The organism is Sulfitobacter sp. CW3, from assembly GCF_019392245.1.
In the GTDB taxonomy this organism is placed as follows: domain Bacteria; phylum Pseudomonadota; class Alphaproteobacteria; order Rhodobacterales; family Rhodobacteraceae; genus Sulfitobacter.
In genome coordinates this window covers 231,045-249,572 of sequence record NZ_JAHXRL010000005.1, presented here as the reverse complement: position 1 = coordinate 249,572, position 18,528 = coordinate 231,045, and the positions used below count along the sequence as shown (strand labels likewise).

At 56.8% G+C, this 18,528-nt stretch carries 22 protein-coding genes; 12 read left to right on the top strand and 10 right to left on the bottom strand.

Annotated features, from left to right (window positions below):
• Nucleotides 1–80: 80 nt before the first annotated feature.
• Nucleotides 81–1,445, bottom strand: coding sequence for a substrate-binding protein (locus KZZ06_RS13750; RefSeq protein WP_219580688.1), 1,365 nt, complete (start codon nucleotides 1,443–1,445; stop codon nucleotides 81–83).
• Between the two features lie 230 nt (nucleotides 1,446–1,675).
• Here KZZ06_RS13750 and KZZ06_RS13745 point away from each other — a divergent pair, with 230 nt between their 5' ends.
• From KZZ06_RS13745 to KZZ06_RS13725, 5 genes are all read left to right on the top strand, one after another.
• On the top strand, nucleotides 1,676–2,974 hold the full coding sequence (locus KZZ06_RS13745; protein ID WP_219580687.1) for a helix-turn-helix transcriptional regulator: 1,299 nt from the start codon (nucleotides 1,676–1,678) through the stop codon (nucleotides 2,972–2,974).
• Between the two features lie 119 nt (nucleotides 2,975–3,093).
• Complete coding sequence (locus KZZ06_RS13740) at nucleotides 3,094–3,477, top strand: response regulator transcription factor (protein WP_219580686.1); 384 nt, start codon at nucleotides 3,094–3,096, stop codon at nucleotides 3,475–3,477.
• Nucleotides 3,474–3,746 carry a hypothetical protein gene (locus tag KZZ06_RS13735; RefSeq protein WP_219580685.1) on the top strand — a complete coding sequence of 91 codons (273 nt, stop codon included), beginning with the start codon at nucleotides 3,474–3,476 and terminating at the stop codon, nucleotides 3,744–3,746. Before KZZ06_RS13740 ends, KZZ06_RS13735 begins: the two co-directional genes overlap by 4 nt.
• A complete protein-coding gene (locus tag KZZ06_RS13730; RefSeq protein ID WP_219580684.1) occupies nucleotides 3,746–6,472 on the top strand; it encodes a sensor histidine kinase in 2,727 nt (908 codons plus the stop codon). The genes KZZ06_RS13735 and KZZ06_RS13730 overlap by 1 nt, the downstream gene beginning before the upstream one ends.
• A 121-nt stretch (nucleotides 6,473–6,593) precedes the next feature.
• Nucleotides 6,594–7,679: a FliM/FliN family flagellar motor C-terminal domain-containing protein gene (locus KZZ06_RS13725; RefSeq protein ID WP_219580683.1), complete on the top strand. Its 1,086-nt coding sequence runs from the start codon at nucleotides 6,594–6,596 to the stop codon at nucleotides 7,677–7,679.
• 9 nt (nucleotides 7,680–7,688) lie between these two features.
• Here the strand turns inward: KZZ06_RS13725 and KZZ06_RS13720 are convergent, their stop codons facing one another.
• From KZZ06_RS13720 to KZZ06_RS13705, 4 genes are all read right to left on the bottom strand, one after another.
• The gene (locus KZZ06_RS13720; RefSeq protein ID WP_219580682.1) at nucleotides 7,689–8,114 is read right to left on the bottom strand and encodes a TIGR01244 family sulfur transferase; all 426 of its coding nucleotides are present in this window, start codon (nucleotides 8,112–8,114) and stop codon (nucleotides 7,689–7,691) included.
• A gap of 17 nt (nucleotides 8,115–8,131) precedes the next feature.
• Nucleotides 8,132–8,554 carry a DUF6691 family protein gene (locus tag KZZ06_RS13715; protein WP_219580681.1) on the bottom strand — a complete coding sequence of 141 codons (423 nt, stop codon included), beginning with the start codon at nucleotides 8,552–8,554 and terminating at the stop codon, nucleotides 8,132–8,134.
• 1 nt (nucleotide 8,555) lies between these two features.
• A complete protein-coding gene (locus KZZ06_RS13710) occupies nucleotides 8,556–8,987 on the bottom strand; it encodes a YeeE/YedE family protein (RefSeq protein WP_219580680.1) in 432 nt (143 codons plus the stop codon).
• Between the two features lie 108 nt (nucleotides 8,988–9,095).
• On the bottom strand, nucleotides 9,096–9,335 hold the full coding sequence (locus KZZ06_RS13705) for a hypothetical protein (RefSeq protein ID WP_219580679.1): 240 nt from the start codon (nucleotides 9,333–9,335) through the stop codon (nucleotides 9,096–9,098).
• 106 nt (nucleotides 9,336–9,441) lie between these two features.
• On the opposite strand from KZZ06_RS13705, the gene KZZ06_RS13700 reads away from it, so the two are divergent.
• Both KZZ06_RS13700 and tig read left to right on the top strand, forming a co-directional pair.
• Complete coding sequence (locus KZZ06_RS13700) at nucleotides 9,442–9,726, top strand: DUF2312 domain-containing protein (protein WP_093914748.1); 285 nt, start codon at nucleotides 9,442–9,444, stop codon at nucleotides 9,724–9,726.
• A 145-nt stretch (nucleotides 9,727–9,871) separates the two neighbouring features.
• A complete protein-coding gene (tig, locus tag KZZ06_RS13695) occupies nucleotides 9,872–11,203 on the top strand; it encodes a trigger factor (protein WP_219580678.1) in 1,332 nt (443 codons plus the stop codon).
• A 118-nt stretch (nucleotides 11,204–11,321) separates the two neighbouring features.
• Here tig and KZZ06_RS13690 read toward each other — a convergent pair whose 3' ends face one another.
• The 4 genes from KZZ06_RS13690 to rpsF form a co-directional block, all read right to left on the bottom strand.
• Nucleotides 11,322–11,771, bottom strand: coding sequence for a lytic transglycosylase domain-containing protein (locus KZZ06_RS13690; RefSeq protein WP_219580745.1), 450 nt, complete (start codon nucleotides 11,769–11,771; stop codon nucleotides 11,322–11,324).
• A 299-nt stretch (nucleotides 11,772–12,070) separates the two neighbouring features.
• On the bottom strand, nucleotides 12,071–12,691 hold the full coding sequence (gene rplI / locus KZZ06_RS13685; protein WP_219580677.1) for a 50S ribosomal protein L9: 621 nt from the start codon (nucleotides 12,689–12,691) through the stop codon (nucleotides 12,071–12,073).
• An 11-nt stretch (nucleotides 12,692–12,702) separates the two neighbouring features.
• Nucleotides 12,703–12,930 (bottom strand): 30S ribosomal protein S18, encoded by a 228-nt coding sequence (gene rpsR / locus KZZ06_RS13680; RefSeq protein ID WP_005852865.1) that lies wholly within the window; start codon nucleotides 12,928–12,930, stop codon nucleotides 12,703–12,705.
• A gap of 29 nt (nucleotides 12,931–12,959) precedes the next feature.
• Nucleotides 12,960–13,322: a 30S ribosomal protein S6 gene (gene rpsF / locus KZZ06_RS13675; RefSeq protein ID WP_008228007.1), complete on the bottom strand. Its 363-nt coding sequence runs from the start codon at nucleotides 13,320–13,322 to the stop codon at nucleotides 12,960–12,962.
• A 326-nt stretch (nucleotides 13,323–13,648) separates the two neighbouring features.
• Here rpsF and KZZ06_RS13670 point away from each other — a divergent pair, with 326 nt between their 5' ends.
• The gene (locus tag KZZ06_RS13670; protein WP_219580676.1) at nucleotides 13,649–14,224 is read left to right on the top strand and encodes a YceI family protein; all 576 of its coding nucleotides are present in this window, start codon (nucleotides 13,649–13,651) and stop codon (nucleotides 14,222–14,224) included.
• Between the two features lie 78 nt (nucleotides 14,225–14,302).
• Here the strand turns inward: KZZ06_RS13670 and KZZ06_RS13665 are convergent, their stop codons facing one another.
• A complete protein-coding gene (locus tag KZZ06_RS13665; protein WP_219580675.1) occupies nucleotides 14,303–15,511 on the bottom strand; it encodes a cytochrome b/b6 domain-containing protein in 1,209 nt (402 codons plus the stop codon).
• A gap of 141 nt (nucleotides 15,512–15,652) precedes the next feature.
• Between KZZ06_RS13665 and fabD the strand changes: the two genes are divergently transcribed.
• The 4 genes from fabD (at nucleotide 15,653) to KZZ06_RS13645 (ending at nucleotide 18,514) form a co-directional block, all read left to right on the top strand.
• The gene (gene fabD / locus KZZ06_RS13660) at nucleotides 15,653–16,585 is read left to right on the top strand and encodes an ACP S-malonyltransferase (RefSeq protein WP_219580674.1); all 933 of its coding nucleotides are present in this window, start codon (nucleotides 15,653–15,655) and stop codon (nucleotides 16,583–16,585) included.
• A 47-nt stretch (nucleotides 16,586–16,632) separates the two neighbouring features.
• Complete coding sequence (gene fabG, locus KZZ06_RS13655) at nucleotides 16,633–17,370, top strand: 3-oxoacyl-[acyl-carrier-protein] reductase (RefSeq protein ID WP_219580673.1); 738 nt, start codon at nucleotides 16,633–16,635, stop codon at nucleotides 17,368–17,370.
• Between the two features lie 201 nt (nucleotides 17,371–17,571).
• Nucleotides 17,572–17,805: an acyl carrier protein gene (locus KZZ06_RS13650; RefSeq protein ID WP_093914756.1), complete on the top strand. Its 234-nt coding sequence runs from the start codon at nucleotides 17,572–17,574 to the stop codon at nucleotides 17,803–17,805.
• Between the two features lie 175 nt (nucleotides 17,806–17,980).
• Complete coding sequence (locus KZZ06_RS13645; RefSeq protein WP_219580672.1) at nucleotides 17,981–18,514, top strand: GNAT family N-acetyltransferase; 534 nt, start codon at nucleotides 17,981–17,983, stop codon at nucleotides 18,512–18,514.
• Nucleotides 18,515–18,528: the final 14 nt, after the last annotated feature.

Below are 18,528 nucleotides of genomic sequence, written 5' to 3'. Positions count from 1 at the left end.
CTCGAATTTTTAATAAGTGAAAGGCGGATGAAACCGCCTGCAAGAAAGGGCGGAGGTTTCCCTCCGCCTTAGACTTGTGCTTACGCGCCTGGGTTACAGTTACCCAATTCGCCACCCGCAAACATCGGGTGATCGACATCATAGGTAACTTTCTCGGCTGGTGTGGCTTCGACGATTTCCACCAGATCGTATTCGTTTTCAGGGTTCTCTTTACCCTTCACAACGACAACGTCCTTAAAGCACTGGTGGTCGCCAGCACGGTACAACGTTGGACCGTTGCCCAGACCGTCAAATTCAAAGCCTTCAAGAGCTTCGACAACGGCACATGGGTTGAACGAACCGGCACGGGCAACCGCATCAGCATACAGAAGCGTCTGTGCATAGCAGGTCTGAGCTGCCTGGCTGGGTGGGAAGCCGTACTTGGTACCAAACGACTGAACAAAGGCGTTTGTGCCTGTGTAGCGCGAACCCAGTTGGTCTTCGAGTTTCCAATCCCAGTTCTGCGAACCAACGATACCGGCAATGTTCTTGCCTGCACCGCGAGCCATCAGCTCGGAGTAGAGTGGAACAACGATTTCGAAGTTCTTGCCGTTAACCTGCTTGTCGCGCAGACCGAACTGAACAGCGTTGGTCAACGAGTTAACCATGTTCCCGCCGTAGTGGTTCAGAACCAGAACGTCGGCACCGGAGTTCAGAACAGGTGCGATATAGGAGGAGAAGTCAGTCGCGGCGAGCGGTGTGCGCACGTCGTTGATGGTTTCCCAGCCCATTGCCTCGGTTGCGGCTTGGATCGATTCCTGCTGTGTCCAGCCCCATGTATAGTCGGCTGTCAGGCTGTATACCTTGCGGTCATCGCCATAGAGGTTCTTGAGAACCGGTGCCAAAGCGGCAGCGGACATGTAGGCGTTAAAGAAGTGACGGAAACCGTTGGCCTTCTTGTCTTTGCCTGTTGTGTCGTTCGAGTGGGTCAGACCCGCCATGAAGATCACGCCGGCTTCTTGGCACAGGCCCTGAACCGCAACAGCCACACCAGAGGACGAACCGCCGGAAATCATGACTGCGCCGTCTTTTTGGATCATCGACTGCGCCGAAGCACGTGCCGCGTCAGACTTTGTCTGTGTGTCGCCCGTGACGTACTGGACTTTCTTGCCCAAGATACCGTTGCCTTCAAGCGCCTTGGAGCTGAACGTGTTCAGCATGCCGCCGTCGCCGCCACCGTTCAGGTGTTCGACAGCCAGCTCGAATGCGCGCAATTCGTCTGCGCCTTCGTCCGCGTAGGGGCCAGATTGCGGGACGTTAAAGCCCAGCGTGACCGTGTCGCCTTGCGGGGCGTTGGTAAATCCGGCATGCGATGCCGCGCTAAGATACGTCGGCAGCGCAAGGCCAGCGCCGGCAGCGGCACTCGTCTTGATCAAACCACGACGTGTCAAATTAGAAAATGACATATATTTCCTCCCAATTGTTGAAACCGCGTCATGAATATCTTTTCATGTACACGATGCACAAAGGTGCAAAGACGATATGAGGGCAAGATTGAAAACCGATCAATAAGCCCCTTGATAAAAACAATTATTCTGTAAATATATTCGCAAGTTTGTGATAGGCTTTGTAAAGTTTATGATGTTGCATCGCAGAAAGCCGTTGGAATCGCGCAGTAAAATGGGAGTACGGAATCTTGTCTCGTGAAGCGTTAACCGGCAGCCGCATTCGAGAGCGGCGCATCATGGCTGGGCAGAAGCAGGCTGATCTTGCAGCCATTGTTGGTATCTCGGCGAGTTACCTCAATTTGATCGAACATAACCGCCGCAGAATCGGCGGTAAATTGTTGCTGAACATATCCTCGGCGCTTGGTGTCGAACCCACGACCCTGACCGAAGGGGCCGAAGCCGCATTGATTGCCGCGTTGCGCGAGGCTGCTGATGACACGGGGCTAAGCGGGCCCGAGGTGGGGCGGGCGGATGAATTTGCCGGGCGGTTCCCCGGCTGGGCGGATGTTTTGGCCAATGCACAGCGTCGCATCGCAACGCTGGAACGCACGATCGAGGCGCTGACCGACCGATTGGCCCATGATCCGCATCTGGCGGCCTCCATGCATGAATTGCTGACCACGGCGGCAGCGATCCGGTCAACGGCATCGATCCTTGCCGACACCAAAACGCTCGAGCCCGAATGGCGGGACCGGTTCCACATTAACATCGATCAAGACAGCAGGCGCTTGGCCGACAGCGCGCAGTCTTTGGTCGGATATCTTGAGGCGGACCCCGAAACCACGCCAGTCGCGAGTTCGCCCCAAGAAGAGGTCGAAGCATTTCTGGCCGCGCACCGGTTTCAGTTTACCGTGCTGGAACAGGCCGGTCGGGACGAAGATGCCATTCAAAACCTTGCCAATGCCGCCCCCGAGCTGAAAAGCTTTGCTGCGCGCCATATCGCGCGCACCGTGTTGCAGCAGGTGGCCGTTGATGCCGATGCTCTCCCGATCGAGACGATCCGGGGCGTGATGAAAAACATTGGCCGCGATCCCATGGCCTTGGCGCAGCATCTGCACCAACCTGTCGGACGGGTCTTACGGCGGATGGCCGCGATGCCCGAACTTGCCGCCGGTCTATTGGTTTGTGACAGGTCCGGCACCGTCATTTTCCGCAAATCCGTCGAAGGTTTCATGGTGCCACGTTTTGGCGCGGGGTGCCCCTTGTGGCCGCTGTTTGCGGTGCTTGGAAATCCCGGTCTGGTGGTCAAGGAACGGGTGGAACAGTTGGGCCGCGGCAATGCCGAATTCGACTGTATCGCCGCGTGCGAAGTTCAATCCGTTCATAGCTATAACGCGCAACCCTTGGTGCAATCGGTGATGTTGATCCTTCCAGCACAAGGGCTGGCAACCGGGCCGCGGCTGGAAGTTGGGGCAACCTGCCGGGTTTGCCCCCGCAGCAATTGCCCTGCACGCCGCGAACCGTCAATTCTGAATGATGGTGTATAGTGCGGCAGTTTGGCACCAAACGGGTTTTGACAGTGGCATCAATAAGGTGCATCCTCTGATCCGGTGGCAAAGATCGCTTTTCAAGGGCGACGTGATCCACCACGGGAGAGGAAATACCGATGACAAAGCACGTTGTGCTCGTCGAGGATGAGACAAACATTGCAGAGGCAATCCGTTTTCTGCTGGGCCGTGAAGGCTGGCGCGTCGAGACGTTGGCCAATGGATCATCCGCCGTCGATGTGATCCGTAACGTCTGCCCCGATCTGGTGATGCTTGATGTGATGTTGCCGGGCAAAAGCGGTTTCGAAATCCTCAAGGAGCTGCGGGCTGATCCCGCCTTTGCCGACCTGCCAATCCTGATGTTGACCGCACGCGGGCAGGCCCGTGACCGCGAGATGGCCAAAGACGCCGGTGTCAGCCGCTTTATGACGAAACCATTTTCAAATGCGGAGATGCTTGAGGCGGTTCATTCTTTGACAGCGACGACCCCGACGGCACCATGAGCAACAGGCCCGGATCGCCTCTGTTTCTGGCCCGGCGCAGCTATCGGTTTCGCCGGTTGATGGACGCGGTTCGGTTGCTGCCGGTCATGGCCTTGGCATTCTGGTTGGTGCCGCTGTTATGGCCGGTTCCTGATACCGTCGCAGACCCCAAGATTATGACTTCGCATGCGCTGCGCTATGTCTTTGGCGTCTGGTTGGGGATGATCTTGTTGGCCCTGTTTCTGTGGCGTCGCACCGCGCGCAAGATCGCACAAGAATACCAAAGCTGATGGTGTCGCTAAACCAACTGATTGCTGTGTGCCTTTTGTATGTTGTGGGCTTGTTTGCGGTCGCCTTTGCGGCGGAACGTGCCGCGGTCAAAGGGCGCGGCGATTGGCTGCTGCGTTCACCGCTGGTTTATACGCTGTCCTTGTCGATTTACTGCACAGGCTGGACGTTCTACGGGGCCGTTGGATACGCCGCACGGTCGGGGCTGGAATATGTGACGATCTATCTTGGCCCCAGTCTGGTTCTGATCGGTTGGTGGTGGTTGCTGCGCCGCTTGGTGCGCATCGGGCGTTCGCACCGTGTGACCTCGGTCGCGGATCTGATTTCCTCGCGCTATGGTAAATCCAACCTGTTGGCCATTCTGGTGACGGTGATGGCTGTTATCGGCGTGACGCCATATATTGCTCTTCAATTACAGTCGGTTACCCTATCATTGTCGATCTTTGCGGCCCCGCCCAATCTGGCTGGCGGCACGGCTGATCCGATCAACACGGCGCAGGCTGCATTCTGGGTGGCCGTGGGGCTGGGGCTGTTTACGGTCTTGTTCGGCACTCGGAATTTGAACGTCAACGAACGCCACCACGGCGTGGTGATCGCCATCGCGGTCGAGGCAATTGTAAAGCTGCTGGCCCTGATCGCGGTTGGTGTGTTTGTGGTCTGGGGCCTTGCGGGTGGCCTGACCGAGGCGATGGCACAGATCGACCGCTCTGACATTGGCGTATGGCAGGTGGATGGCGGACGCTGGGCGGCGCTGACCTTGCTGGCGGCGGCCGCCTTGATCTGCCTGCCGCGGATGTTTCAGGTGTTGGTTGTCGAAAACGACGATGAACGCCATCTGCAAATCGCCAGTTGGGCCTTTCCGCTATATCTGATGATGATGAGCCTGTTTGTGGTGCCCATCGCGGTGGTGGGGCTGAACCTGCTGCCCGAAGGGTCAAACCCCGATCTTTTCGTGCTGAGCCTGCCGCTTAGCCAGGGGCAGAACAATCTGGCGATGCTGGCATTTCTGGGCGGGTTTTCATCGGCCACGTCCATGGTGATTGTGGCGACCTTGGCATTGTCGACCATGGTCAGCAACCATATCGTTATGCCGATCTGGCTGGCCTTCGGGCAGGGGACTGTGCAGCAATCGGGCGATGTGCGCCATGTGGTGATCCTGTCGCGGCGGTTGTCGATCCTGTTTATTATTGCGCTTGGGTATTCCTATTACCGTGCCTCGGGCGGTAGCGGCGCGTTGGCTGCTATCGGAACAATTTCCTTTGGCGGGGTCGCGCAGTTTCTGCCGGTCCTGCTGGGCGGTGTGTTCTGGCGCGGTGCGACGCGCACAGGGGCGGTATTCGGGCTGTGCATCGGTTTTGCCTTGTGGATATTCACGATGCTGTTGCCCAGCTTTGGCCCCGGTGCCGCCTTGTCTGCGCAGACATTTGAACACGGGTTGTTCGGGTTGTCGTGGCTCCGACCAGAGGCCCTGTTCGGTGTTAGCGGGCTGGACCCCACCGTGCATGCCGTGGTCTGGAGCCTGTCGTTAAACACGCTCGCCTTTATCTTGGGGTCGCTGGTCAGTTTCCCCACCCCGATGGAGCGTTTGCAGGGTGCGCAATTCGTCAACATCTTTGACCACTCAAGCCCAGCACGCGGGTGGACTGCGTCTGAGGCAGGCACCGAAGACCTGATGATTATGGCGCAACGCATCCTTGGCCCGAACGAGGCGCAGGCGTTTTTCCGTGCGCAGGCGCGATTGCAGGAAAAAGCCGAAGGTTTGCCAGAACCCACCCCGCGATTTGTGCAAGCGTTGGAGCGAGAGCTTGCAGCATCTGTGGGGGCGGCAACGGCCCATGCGATGGTGGCCCAGTTGGTGGGGGGCGCGTCGGTTTCGGTGCGCGATCTGCTGGCGGTGGCTGACGAATCTGCGCAAATGTTGGAATATTCCAGCCAGCTCGAGATCAAGTCGCGCGAGCTGTCTGATACGGCTGAAAAACTGCGCGGTGCCAATGACAAGCTGACCCAGCTTTCGCATCAAAAAGACAGCTTTCTTAGCCAAATCAGTCATGAACTGCGCACCCCCATGACATCGATCCGGTCGTTTTCGGAAATCTTGCGCGATGCGCAGGCATTAAGCCCCGAGGAAAAGACCCGCTATGCGTCGATCATCCATTCGGAAACCATCAGGCTGACGCGTCTGCTGGACGATCTGTTGGGGCTTTCGGTGTTGGAAAATGGCGCGGTTACGCTGAACCGGGAACACGGGTCGTTGCGTGATGTGCTGGACCTTGCGGTGACCACGGGCAAGGCGGCCAACACCGGCGCGATCCAGATCATCCGCGACCTGCACAGCGAAGATGTGATGCTTGAGACCGATTTTGACAGGCTGGCGCAGGTGTTTATCAACTTGATTACCAACGCGCAGAAATACTGCGTCGCGGATGTGCCCGAACTGCGGATCAACGTGGTGCGCCATGACGATCACGTCGCGATTGATTTTATCGATAACGGTGCCGGAATCGATCCTGCCTCGCGGGCGCTGATCTTTGAGAAATTCAGCCGTGTTCCGGGTCAAGGCGGCGAGGGGGCCGGGCTTGGCCTTGCCATATGCCGTGAAATTATCACGCGTTTGCAAGGGGATATCGTCTATCTGCCTGATGTGGCGGGTACCGGTTTTCGCGTGACACTGCCAATTGGGCCGCACAGCGACACCCCCGACAATATTCAGATTGCCGCGTCTGCATAAAGATCATCTTTACGATTAACCGTATAAACCTGTCCCAAACGGGGATCAGAGTCCGGCGGAGTATGCAGTGACGGAGCAGCAACAATCAGCGATGCGGCGTAAGACGCAGGCGGGACGGGCTATGCACCAGTCGCGCACTGTTTCTGTGCTCAGGGCGCTGCGGCTGAGCATGTCAAAGGTTGGCAACGATCTGTTCGAATTGCCCCTGGCGGTGCTGGGGGCTACGCAGGAAATCGTGGATAATGAAGGCTGCGCCGCCGTCTTTAAAGAAGACCACTTGATGGTCTTGCTTGACGGGCCCGGCGGCGCGCGCGGTGCGGCGATGGTTGACGCTGCTTTTGTCGGGGGGCTGATCCAGCAGCAAACCATGGGTTCGGTGCAGCCATTCAAGGCCGATGGCCCCGCACGTATCATGACAACCACCGATGCGTCCTTGATTGAACCCTTTATCAATATCTTGCTGGAACGGGCGGCCCCGTTACCGGAAACCGAAGACGAACGGCGTTTGATGACCGGGTTCAAATTCGGTGCCAAGGCCCAAGACATCCGTTTGTTGATGCTGGCGCTAGAGGACAAAGAATATCAAATTCTGCGCCTGACCCTGGATCTGGCCCAAGGTACCCGGCAGGGAGAGCTGTTGTTCTGTCTGCCTGTCCCAAAACCGCCGCCAAAGATCGACCCCCCTGATTCAGAGGACGACGAAGACGCAGCTGACGAGGGCAGTAAAACCCTTTGCGAGAACGTGCTATCACTGAAAGCCAACCTGATCGTGTCGCTCACCCAGCTTCAACTGCCAATCCGGGCGGCTGGGGCTTTGCAGGTGGGGCAGGTCCTTGAACTGGGGCGGGTCAGTTTCTCGGACGCGCAGATCAGGACGTTGGAAGGGCGGATTTTGGGGCATGGCGTTCTTGGCCAGCGGGAGGGCATGCGCGCCTTGCGTGTCAAACCGCGCGCGAAACAGCGCGATGTCCCAAGCCGGCGATCATCAGATGCTGGTATATTGAAGGCGGAAGGGGCGCAGGATTCCCAGTTCGACGATTTTTACAGCGTCCAAGATTTGGCTGCATTGCCCGGCCCTGCGATGAACGCGGCCCCCATGCCCGCCGCGGACATGGATTTTGCCAGCGCCCCGATGCCCGACTTGTCGGATTTACCCGGGTTCGAGGACGACGCCGAAGATCTTATCAGCCAGTACACGACCGGCTGATAAGGGCGTTTACGCGTAGTTGGTGCTGAGGATGCCGCGCATGTGGGACAGATCATAGCCGCCCGCCTGAGCCGCCTCGATCAGATCATCCGCCGGGATATCGCCAGCCTTACCAAGGGCCCAAGCCACCGTCGACCGTGTGCCAGACGCGCAATAGGCCAGAACGGTTTCGTCGTCCAAGCCCGCACCGATTGCGCGGTTGTTGGCGATCACGTCTGGCGTCATCGTCTGATGGGTCAGGGGCTGATATGCAAATTTGATCCCCGCCGCTTCGGCGGCAGCCTTGATCGCCTGGTGCTGATGGCTTGGTGGCACCTCCGCATCGGGGCGGTTGCACAGGATCAAGGTAACGCCCGCCTCGCTGATCGCGGCCATATCGGACGGATCAATCTGAGGCGAAGCAAAGAAGCGGGGGGTGATTTGATGCATATCCATAGCGTGATTTAACCAGCTCAGGGTTTGCTGTCCAGCAGTGCCGAAACTTTGGGGGCGATTAGCATCCCCGACAGCATCGCCACCAAGAAAACCAGCCCGCCAATGCCGCCATAACTAAGCGAGGCAAGTGCCGGACCCGGGCAAAGCCCAACCAGACCCCAGCCCATGCCGAACAGGATCGCACCAACAATCAGCCGGCGGTCAAATTTGGCCTCGGGACGGGCAGGAAATTCGCCGCCAATCAGCGGTTTGCGGTTGCGCGTCAACGCCCATGCAACGGCCATTGGTATAATCGCACCGCCCATCACAAAGGCCAATGTCGGATCCCAGCTGCCGAAAAAGTCCAGGAATCCCTGTACCTTAACGGTGTTGGTCATGTCCGCGATATACAGGCCAATGCCAAACAATGCACCGGACAAAACAGCAATCATATTCCGCATCTTACAGTCCCCCCATCATGGAGCGCAGGGCAACAACCATCACCGCACCTGCAAAAATATAGACCAAAGTGGCCACGATCCCGCGCGGTGACAGCCGCGAGATGCCGCAGACGCCATGGCCTGACGTACAACCATTGCCGACCCGAGTGCCGACGCCGACCAGCAGCCCGGCCACAACAATAAGCACCCAATTGTCTGTAAGGTTGGTTTCAGCAGGGCGTCCGGAGAAGTAAATCAACAGTGCTGGCGCAAGGACAAGCGCCGCGATGAAGCTGACCCGTTCGACCCAAGCATTGCGGCCCGTGCCGTCAACAAGCCCGCCGATGATACCGCTGGCCCCCATGATGCGCCCGTTGCCCAAGAGATAGACAGCGCCGCCACATCCAATAATCAGGCCGCCAATCAGCCCCCAAATCCATTCGACTTCAATCATGTTATTCCCATTCACACGTTAGGAGGGGCCGCAAAGATACGTCCCGTGTTAATAGGATATATAAAGATTATTGAATATGTTTCAAGCGTTAATTCGCGGGCCGCGTATTTAGCCCAGCATGATCCCGATCACGACCATCATCAGACCGATGACTGACAGAAACAGCGAGGCAAGGTTAAGCGGCAAGGCTTTCTGCAAGACGGCGCGCATGTCGTCTTCGGACAGGCTGGCGCGTTTTGCCCGCATTACGGTGACGATACACCAAACAAGGCCAAAGAATCCTACGAGCGAGATCAGCGCGCCGACCCAGATCAGAATGTCGAATAAAGATGTTGATGCATTTTCCATGGGGCGCGAGCTATCTCAATCGGCAAGGTATCGCAAGTGTGGCTTGCGGCAGGGCAGGCGCGGCGTTAGTCAGGGCGCTGACCCTTTCCAGACACAGGACCCCGCAATGAGCGACAGTGCTACGAACCCCGAATCCGCCGACGTCGTTGGCGATGCCACCTACCGCGTCACCGCAAACGAGCTGCGTCAGTTCGTCGAGCGGATTGAACGCCTTGATTCAGAAAAGAAAGATCTGGCCGAGCAGCAAAAAGAGGTCATGGCCGAAGCCAAATCGCGCGGTTACGATACCAAAGTGCTGCGCAAAGTGATCTCGTTGCGTAAACGCGACAAAGACGACATTGCTGAAGAAGAAGCCGTCCTTGAGATGTATAAAGAAGCCTTGGGGATGTAATTCGGGGCTTGGTTTGGCGGGTTTTATGCGCCGCCGGTCCGGGCCCAACCCAAATCCGCTTGCGCCCAAGCGCAGGCCCAAATAGAAGAGCGGAAATTTTTCCGCCCGCGCCGATTATCGCGCGGCCTTACCCTATGGAGCAAACATGCAGGTCAACGAGACGCTGAACGAAGGTCTGAAACGCGGCTATGCCATCACTGTGACAGCAGCTGAGCTGGAGGCCAAGGTCAACGAAAAGCTGGCCGAAGCACAGCCCGAAGTCGAAATGAAGGGCTTTCGCAAAGGTAAAGTACCTATGGCGCTGCTGAAAAAGCAGTTCGGCCAAAAGGTTATGGGCGAAGCCATGCAAGAAGCCATCGATGGTGCCATGCAAGAGCATTTTGAAAAGTCCGGCGATCGCCCTGCGATGCAGCCCGATGTGAAAATGGCCAACGAAGACTGGAAAGAAGGCGACGATGTCGAGGTCACAATGACCTATGAAGCGCTGCCCGAGATTCCTGAAGTTGATCTGACATCCATCAAGCTAGAGAAAATGGTCGTCAAAGCCGACGATGCCGCGGTTGAAGAAGCGCTGGCAAACCTGGCCGAGACTGCACAAGATTTTGAATCGCGCAAAGCGGGCACAAAAGCCAAAGACGGCGACCAGATCGTGTTCGATTTCTTGGGTAAAGTTGACGGCGAAGCGTTTGATGGCGGTGCTGCAGAGGATTATCCTTTGGTACTGGGCTCCAACTCCTTCATCCCCGGCTTTGAAGAGCAGCTGGTTGGTGTTGTTGCTGGTGAAGAAAAAGACGTTACCGTTTCTTTCCCAGATGATTACCAAGCGCCGCACCTTGCTGGCAAAGAGGCCGTGTTTGAATGCAAAGTCAAAGACGTTAAAAAGCCTGTTGCTGCCAAGATCGATGACGAACTGGCAACCAAGTTTGGCGCAGAAGATCTGGCCGGTTTGAAAACACAAATCGCCGAACGTCTGGAAGCTGAATACATGGGCGCATCGCGCGCTGTTATGAAGCGTGGCCTGCTGGACGAGCTGGACAAACTGGTCAGCTTTGACCTGCCACCGTCCTTGTTGGATGCCGAAGCGGGCCAGATCGCCCACCAGCTGTGGCACGAAGACAACCCTGATGTTCAGGGCCATGACCACCCAGAGATCGAAACCACAGAAGAGCACAAGACCTTGGCAGCACGCCGCGTTCGTCTTGGCCTGCTGTTGGCAGAGCTGGGTCAGAAAGCCGAAGTTCAGGTAACAGACGCAGAGATGACCCAAGCGATCATGAACCAGGCACGTCAGTACCCGGGTCAAGAGCGCCAGTTCTTTGAATTCGTTCAGCAAAACCAGCAAATGCAGCAGCAGCTGCGTGCGCCATTGTTTGAAGACAAGGTCGTTGACCACGTGTTTGAACAAGCGACATTGAACGAAAAAGAAGTGTCCAAAGAGGACCTTCAAAAAGCTGTTGAAGCGCTGGAAGACGAATAAGTCTAACCGCCTTCTAGGTGAGAATTAGCGAAGGGCCATCCGTTTGGGTGGCCCTTTTGCTATCTGGCGGTGGCGGAATTTTCAAAAAATTCCGGGCCGGAAAATTCGAATTTTCCGATCACCCGTTGCGCAGGCCGGTTTCATTTAACATGCCGCGGCGTTTGGCTTCGTAGTAGTAGCCGCTTGCGTACCATTTGATCGCTGTCGTGTGATCGCCGTCTGCCAGCAGCCACGCGCCACGCAGATATTTCACCCCGTATTTCAGGTTCACGTCAGGGTTCAGCAAATCGCCCGAGCTGCCCTGAAACCCCATGCCGCGCGCTGTTGCCGGCAGGATCTGCAACAACCCGTAGTAGGGGCCATTGCGGGCCTCTGGGCGGTGGGTGCTTTCCCGAATGGCCAGGCGGTGCACAAGCGGGCGCGGGACGTCGTAAAAGTCGGCCCATTTGTTGATCAGGCTGCGCAGTTCCGGCGTCTCGTTCGGATAAAGCTGCATTTTGGGGGCAGGGGCCGGGCCGGGTGATGGTGTGCTTGCGCAAGCGGCAAGGCCAGTGCTGCACAAGAGCATCTGGCACAAAAGGCGGCGTGATATGGCTGTCATCTGGACACTCTGGTTTTTGCTTTGGAAACACTACATCGGATGAAGTGCCTCGCAACCTTGGCGGTTTTGCATGGGCAGAGGGTCGCCTAAACCGACGTCGAATGAGCGTAGAAGCGCAGACGCGCGGGCTGCGACGTGGAGAATTTGTTTTTTAAGGGGGTGATTCTGGCGAATGCCATGCAGGGCGGTTCGTGCGCGACCACCAAATGAAAACGCCGCCCCCAGCATGTGGGGACGGCGTTAAATCTTCTAAGGCATTGAGAGACTTAAGCTTTCGCTTCGTCGTCTTCCTGCGCTTCAACCGCTTCAGCCAGATCTTCGTCATCGTTCGCGGCAGAGCCGATATCGTCGAACAATTCAGAGATTTCGAACTCTGCTGCGGCTTCTTCTTCCGCTGCCAGTTCTTGGATCGACTTGCCGGCCGCCTGAAGTTCGGCCTCTTCAGGGGAACGTGCAACGTTCAACTGAATGGTGGCTTCTACTTCGGGGTGCAGAACGACGGTTACGTCGTGCAGGCCCAGATCTTTGATCGGGTTGCGCAGAACGACCTGTTTGCGGTCGACTGTGAAACCTTCGGCGGTTGCAACGTCGGCTGCGTCACGTGTTGTAACGGAACCGTACAAAGCACCCGAATCGGAAGCGGAGCGGATAACAACGAACTGCTGACCGTTCAGCTTGTCCGCCATTGCTTCGGCTTCTTTTTTGGTCTCGAGGTTTTGTGCCTCAAGCTGTGCTTTCTGACCTTCAAAGGCTTCGATGTTGGCTTTGGAAGCCGACAGCGCTTTGCCTTGTGGCAGCAGATAGTTGCGTGCGTAGCCTGGCTTTACATCCACGACTTCGCCCATTTGGCCCAGTTTGGCCACACGTTCCAGAAGGATAACTTGCATGTGCTTTCTCCTTACTTAACGGCGTAGGGCAGCAAGGCGAGGAAGCGGGCGCGTTTGATGGCACGGGCCAATTCACGCTGCTTTTTCGCAGAAACTGCTGTGATACGGGATGGAACGATTTTGCCGCGCTCAGAGATGTAGCGCTGCAGAAGACGTGTGTCTTTGTAATCGATTGCCGGTGCGTTGTCGCCCGAGAAGGGGCAGACTTTACGACGGCGGAAAAATGGTTTTGCGGCCATGGTTTATGTCCTTTCTTTCAAGCTGATGATCAACGGCGCTCGCGGCGTTCGCCGCGCTCGGGGCGTTCGTCACGTTTTTGCATTTGAACGGATGGCAGTTCTTTATGCTCATCAACTTTGATGGTCAGAACGCGCATTACGTCGTCGTGCAAACGCATCAGACGCTCCATTTCCTGAATTGCGGTCGCAGGTGCGTCCGAACGCAGGAAGGCATAGTGGCCCTTGCGGTTTTTGTTGATCTTATAGGCCATCGTTTTGACGCCCCAGTATTCGCTGTCGACGAGCTTGCCGTCGTTGTCAGCCAAAACTGTGCCAAAATGTTCGATAAGGCCTTCTGCTTGCGTGTTGGACAAGTCCTGACGCGCAATCATAACATGCTCATAAAGCGGCATGTGCACTCCTATTTATATCAAGGCGCATTTCATAGGCGAGGCATTAGCGTTTTGCGGCCCCACCACGAGAGTCTGCGCGGTTCAAAAGATGATGCAAAACGAAGGGCCGATATACACGGTTTGGCGTCTAGGGCAAGGGGCAATGCGCCATGTCAAAAGGGTGTGATTGGCCGCTGTCACTATCCCGGATCAAAAACCGCTGTGCTATGCCCTTGGTGCGCGCAAGTGTTCATTCTTGCGCAGACAGTGTTTGCCCCTGCTGGGTTGTTTACCGGCTCAATTACGCCATTTGTGGTTCATACAATAGTTCAACCGGAGTGTTTATCATGACTTTCAAATCTATCCTTCTTGCCTCGGCCCTGACGTTGGGTGCGACATCTGCCTTTGCAGCCGAGAAATATGTTCTGGACGCGAGCCACAGCCAGATCGTGTTCACTTATAGCCACCTTGGGTTTTCCACATCGACAGGCATGTACAGCGGTTTCGACGGCGAAATCATGCTGGACGAGGCAGAGCCTGCGAATTCTTCTGTCACCGTATCCTTTCCAGTTATGGATATGATCACCGGCTGGCAGCCGCGCACCGATCACTTTATGTCCGCTGACTTTTTCGGTGCAGCCGAAGGCGATATGGTGACGTTCACGTCGACAGGCATCGAAGTGACAGGCGAGAAAACCGGCCTGATCACCGGCGATCTGACCATGAACGGTGTGACCAAAGCGGTTGTTCTGGATGCCAAACTCAACCAAATGGGCGACCACCCGATGGCGGGCAAGCCTTGGGCCGGTTTTGATGCGACAACGACCGTGCTGCGTTCTGATTACAACCTTGGCAAATTCGCACCCTTCGTAAGTGACGAGGTCCAAATCGACATTTCCGTTGAGGCGATGAAAGCTGAATAAGCCTTCTAGCGTTCGTTGAAATTGAAAACGCCGGGGTCAGCGCCCCGGCGTTTTTTTTATGCGTGATGGCTGGTGGGCCTATTGGGCCGGGCGGGTTGCCGTCAGGTTGATATCGATGGCGACATCAAATCCCAATGTGGCGGCGTCTGTCACGCTTTGCCCGATCTCAAAGGCACGCCGGTCCAAGCTGGTTGCGCCCTGCATCGCTGCCGTGTCGCCATCGATTGTTAGGCTAAAGGGCAGGGACAGCGGCAGCGATTGGTCTTTGATCGTCAGCGTACCATCGGCCAGATAGCTGCCATTGGTGACGGTGATGTCGGCGGCAAAAGCAGCGGTAGGGAAGTTTTCGGCATTGAAAAAGTCGGCACCCATCGCCTGATCCGTGACCGAGCCCAATGTCAGCGACGGGATCGAGATTGTTGTGGTGACGGTGCCCGCTTTGCCCTCTGATACTGTTTCATCAAAGGAAATGGACGATGTCCAATCGGCAAAGCTGCCTTCGACTGCCGATCCGAACTGGCTGACTGAAATGCCGATTGTGCCGGTTTGGACGGTCCATTCGGATGCCACCTGTTCCAATGCCGGCGCTTGGGCGGCTTCTGCGCCGTCCTTGCCGCCCGCCAGACCCAAACCAACCCCAAGGGCCAGTGCTGCAATCCAGACCACCAAAGCGGCGAGGACAGGGGCGCTGCTGTGATATTGCACGGGCAGGGGGCCGATGGGTGGTTCGCCCGGCAACATGCGCCGCAGCGTCGAATCGCGATCAATAACATGGTGCTTTATCGCGCCAACAAAGTGTAGGAATAACGCGCCCATCAGTACTTTGCCCGAAATCACGTGAATGGCACCGAACAGATGTTCGATATCGGTGCTTTTCGGCACCAGTGGCAGATTTTGGCCAAACGGCCACCAGATGGGCGCAAAACCCGATGCGGCTGCGTGGCTGATCCAGCCTGCCAGTGGCACAATCACAAGCGAGGCATAAAGCACCCAATGCACGGTTTCCGCCAGCCAGCGTTCGAGTTTTTTATCCGCATTCAGCAGGCCCGGTTTGGGTTGGCTGATGGCCCAGATGATCCGCAAAAGCGCCACAAAAAATACGGCGACGCCCATGGTTTTATGCAGTGAAAAGAACCACGCTTTTTGCGTCAGCTGGATTTGCGTCTCGTGGGGCAGATCCTCGGCGAAGAGGCCCGAAGCGAGCAACGCGATGATCAGCAACGCCGTCAGCCAGTGAAAGAACTTTGTTACGCCGCCGTAGCGGATTGCAGTGTTGCTAATGGCCATTTTGGTCTCCGGTTTATGGTGTGTTTAGTTTACGGTAAAGCGGCCCCGCGGCAATTACGGATAAACGCACAGGGTCGGTGCAGGCTTGTTTGCGCCGACCCCACAGGATAAAGCCGTTTTAATTAGAAACGGGGGGACCTTATGAGCATTGCATTTGTATATCCGGGCCAAGGCGCGCAAACCATCGGCATGGGCCGCGATCTGGCGGATGCCTATCCAGCGGCCAAAGCCGTGTTTGACGAGGTCGACGAGGCGCTAGGTGAAAAGCTGTCGACGTTGATCTGGGAAGGCGAGGCCGAGGCGTTGACCCTGACCCAAAACGCGCAGCCTGCCTTGATGGCGACATCGATGGCCGCGATGGCCGCGTTGAACGCCGAAGGGATCACGGTCGAGAAGGCAGCATTCGTTGCGGGCCATTCGTTGGGTGAATACGCGGCACTTTGTGCGGCTGGCACATTTTCGCTGGCAGATACCGCGCGCTTGTTGCGCATCCGTGGGCGCGCCATGCAGGCAGCTGTACCCGTCGGGCAAGGGGCAATGGCCGCCTTGCTCGGGCTCAGCTTTGAGCAGGCCGAACAGGTTGCCGCTGATGCCGCCCAAGGCGAGGTATGTCAGGTCGCCAACCAGAACGATCCCGCGCAGAATGTTGTGTCGGGCAGCAAGGCCGCCGTTGAACGGGCGCTTGATCTGGCCAAGGCGGCAGGGGCGAAACGCGCCTTGCTGCTGCCGGTGTCCGCACCGTTCCATTGTGCGTTGATGGCCCCCGCAGCCGAGGAAATGTCGGAGGCGCTGGCGGGTGTAACGATGAACGCGCCTATCGTGTCTGTGGTGGCGAATGTCGTCGCACATGCGGTGACCGACCCCGATGAAATCCGCAAGCTGTTGATCGAACAGGTCACCGGCCAAGTGCGCTGGTTGTCGTCGGTTGAATGGATGGGCGCGCAGGGCGTGACCGAGATTTGGGAGATCGGTGCCGGCAAAGCCTTGTCCGGCATGATCCGCCGCATCAACAAAGACATCACTTGTGTGAATATCGGCACCGCAGCCGACGCAGCAGCGATGAACACGGCATAAACCAAAAGCGATAAATACGGCGTGAGCCGCGATTAAAGGATATTTAGATGTTTGATTTGACAGGTAAAACAGCGCTGATCACCGGCGCATCCGGTGGTATTGGTGCAGATATTGCGCGCAGCCTGCATGCGCAGGGTGCGACGGTTGGGCTGTCTGGTACCCGCACAGAACCGCTTGAGGCGCTGAAGGCCGAACTGGGCGACCGCGCATATGTGTTGCCCTGTAACCTAAGCGATATGGAAGCTGTCGAAGCCCTGCCCAAGCAAGCGATCGAGGCGATGGGTTCGGTTGATATTCTGGTCAATAACGCCGGTATCACCCGCGATAACCTGTTCATGCGGATGTCGGATGATGAATGGAATTCGGTGATCAACGTGAACCTCACCGCGACGTTCAAACTGTGCAAAGGCGTGATGCGCGGCATGATGAAAGCCCGCTGGGGCCGGATCGTAAATATCTCGAGCATCGTGGGTGCGACGGGCAACCCCGGACAGGCTAACTATGCCGCGTCCAAGGCCGGAATGGTGGGGATGTCAAAGTCGCTCGCTTACGAAGTGGCAAGCCGCGGGATTACCGTGAATGCGATTGCACCGGGGTTCATTACCACTGCCATGACCGAAAAACTGACCGATGATCAGAAATCGGGAATCATGGCGCAGATTCCCGCCGCTCGCATGGGTGAACCGGCGGAAATTGCCGCCGCCGTTGTTTATCTGGCCAGCGCGGAAGCCGCTTATGTTACAGGGACCACCTTGCATGTGAATGGTGGTATGGCCATGTTGTAACGGCGCGCTGCAAAGCGTTTGCCAAACTTGCGTCTTATGCTAAAGGAGGCGCAGAAACGAATTTGGGAAGGCTTGATCGCCCCCCATGTCTTGTGTCAACAAGAACCATAGCCGCCCCTAGGGGCACGATCCAAACGGGCCTACAGGCTTTGGGCGGAACCAGTACAGGGCAAAAGTTGCCCGAATGAATGAGGACAGATTATGAGCGACGTCGCAGAACGCGTAAAGAAAATCGTGGTAGAGCACTTGGGTGTTGAAGAGGACAAAGTTGTCGAGAACGCGTCGTTCATCGACGACCTTGGCGCAGACAGCCTTGACACTGTTGAGTTGGTTATGGCGTTCGAAGAAGAATTCGGCATCGAAATCCCAGATGACGCAGCCGAAAACATCCAAACCTTCGGCGACGCGGTCAAATTCATCAAAGAAGCTTCCTAAGCTTTCTTTCGGTGGCCCGCACTGCGGGTTGATCGGCAAATAATTTCTTAAACGGCGTTCTTTCTAAACGAAAGAGCGCCGTTTTTCGTTTGGGTGAGAGTTTTTACTTGTTTCACCACCGTAGGTTGGGCGACAGTGGCGGCATAATAAGTTTAGCGTGAAAGTAATTCACCACATGTCTCGAGCTGTACCAACGATTAACACCGCCCGACTGACCTTGAGGTCCATGCGTTCCGACGATTTCGAGCGTTTCGCCGAAATCTGGGCCACGCCCGAGGTTGTTACCCATATCAACGGCAAACCATGGCCCAAGGCACGTTCTTGGGATGCGTTTTTGCGCAACGCGGGGCATTGGCAGGTCGCGGGCTTTGGCCAATGGGCGATCCAGCCGCGCGGCACCTTAGAAATGGCGGGCCAGACGGGTTTCTTCTTTGGGGCGCGCGGGTTTGGTGATGATTTCGACCCTTATCCCGAGGCCGGCTGGGTCTTGGACCCCGATGCGCAGGGCAGTGGCCTGGGCCTTGAGGCAGCGACAGCGGCCCATGATTGGTTTGATCGCGTTGTGACCGGCCGCACCGTCTGTATGATTGATGCGCAAAACGATGTGTCGCTGCATTTGGCGGATACATTGGGCTATGTGGCGTTGCGAGATGTCGAAGTCGAGGGCACCCGCGTTTGCCTGATGACACGCAAAGGCCCGCCGAACTGAGACGGAACTGGTGC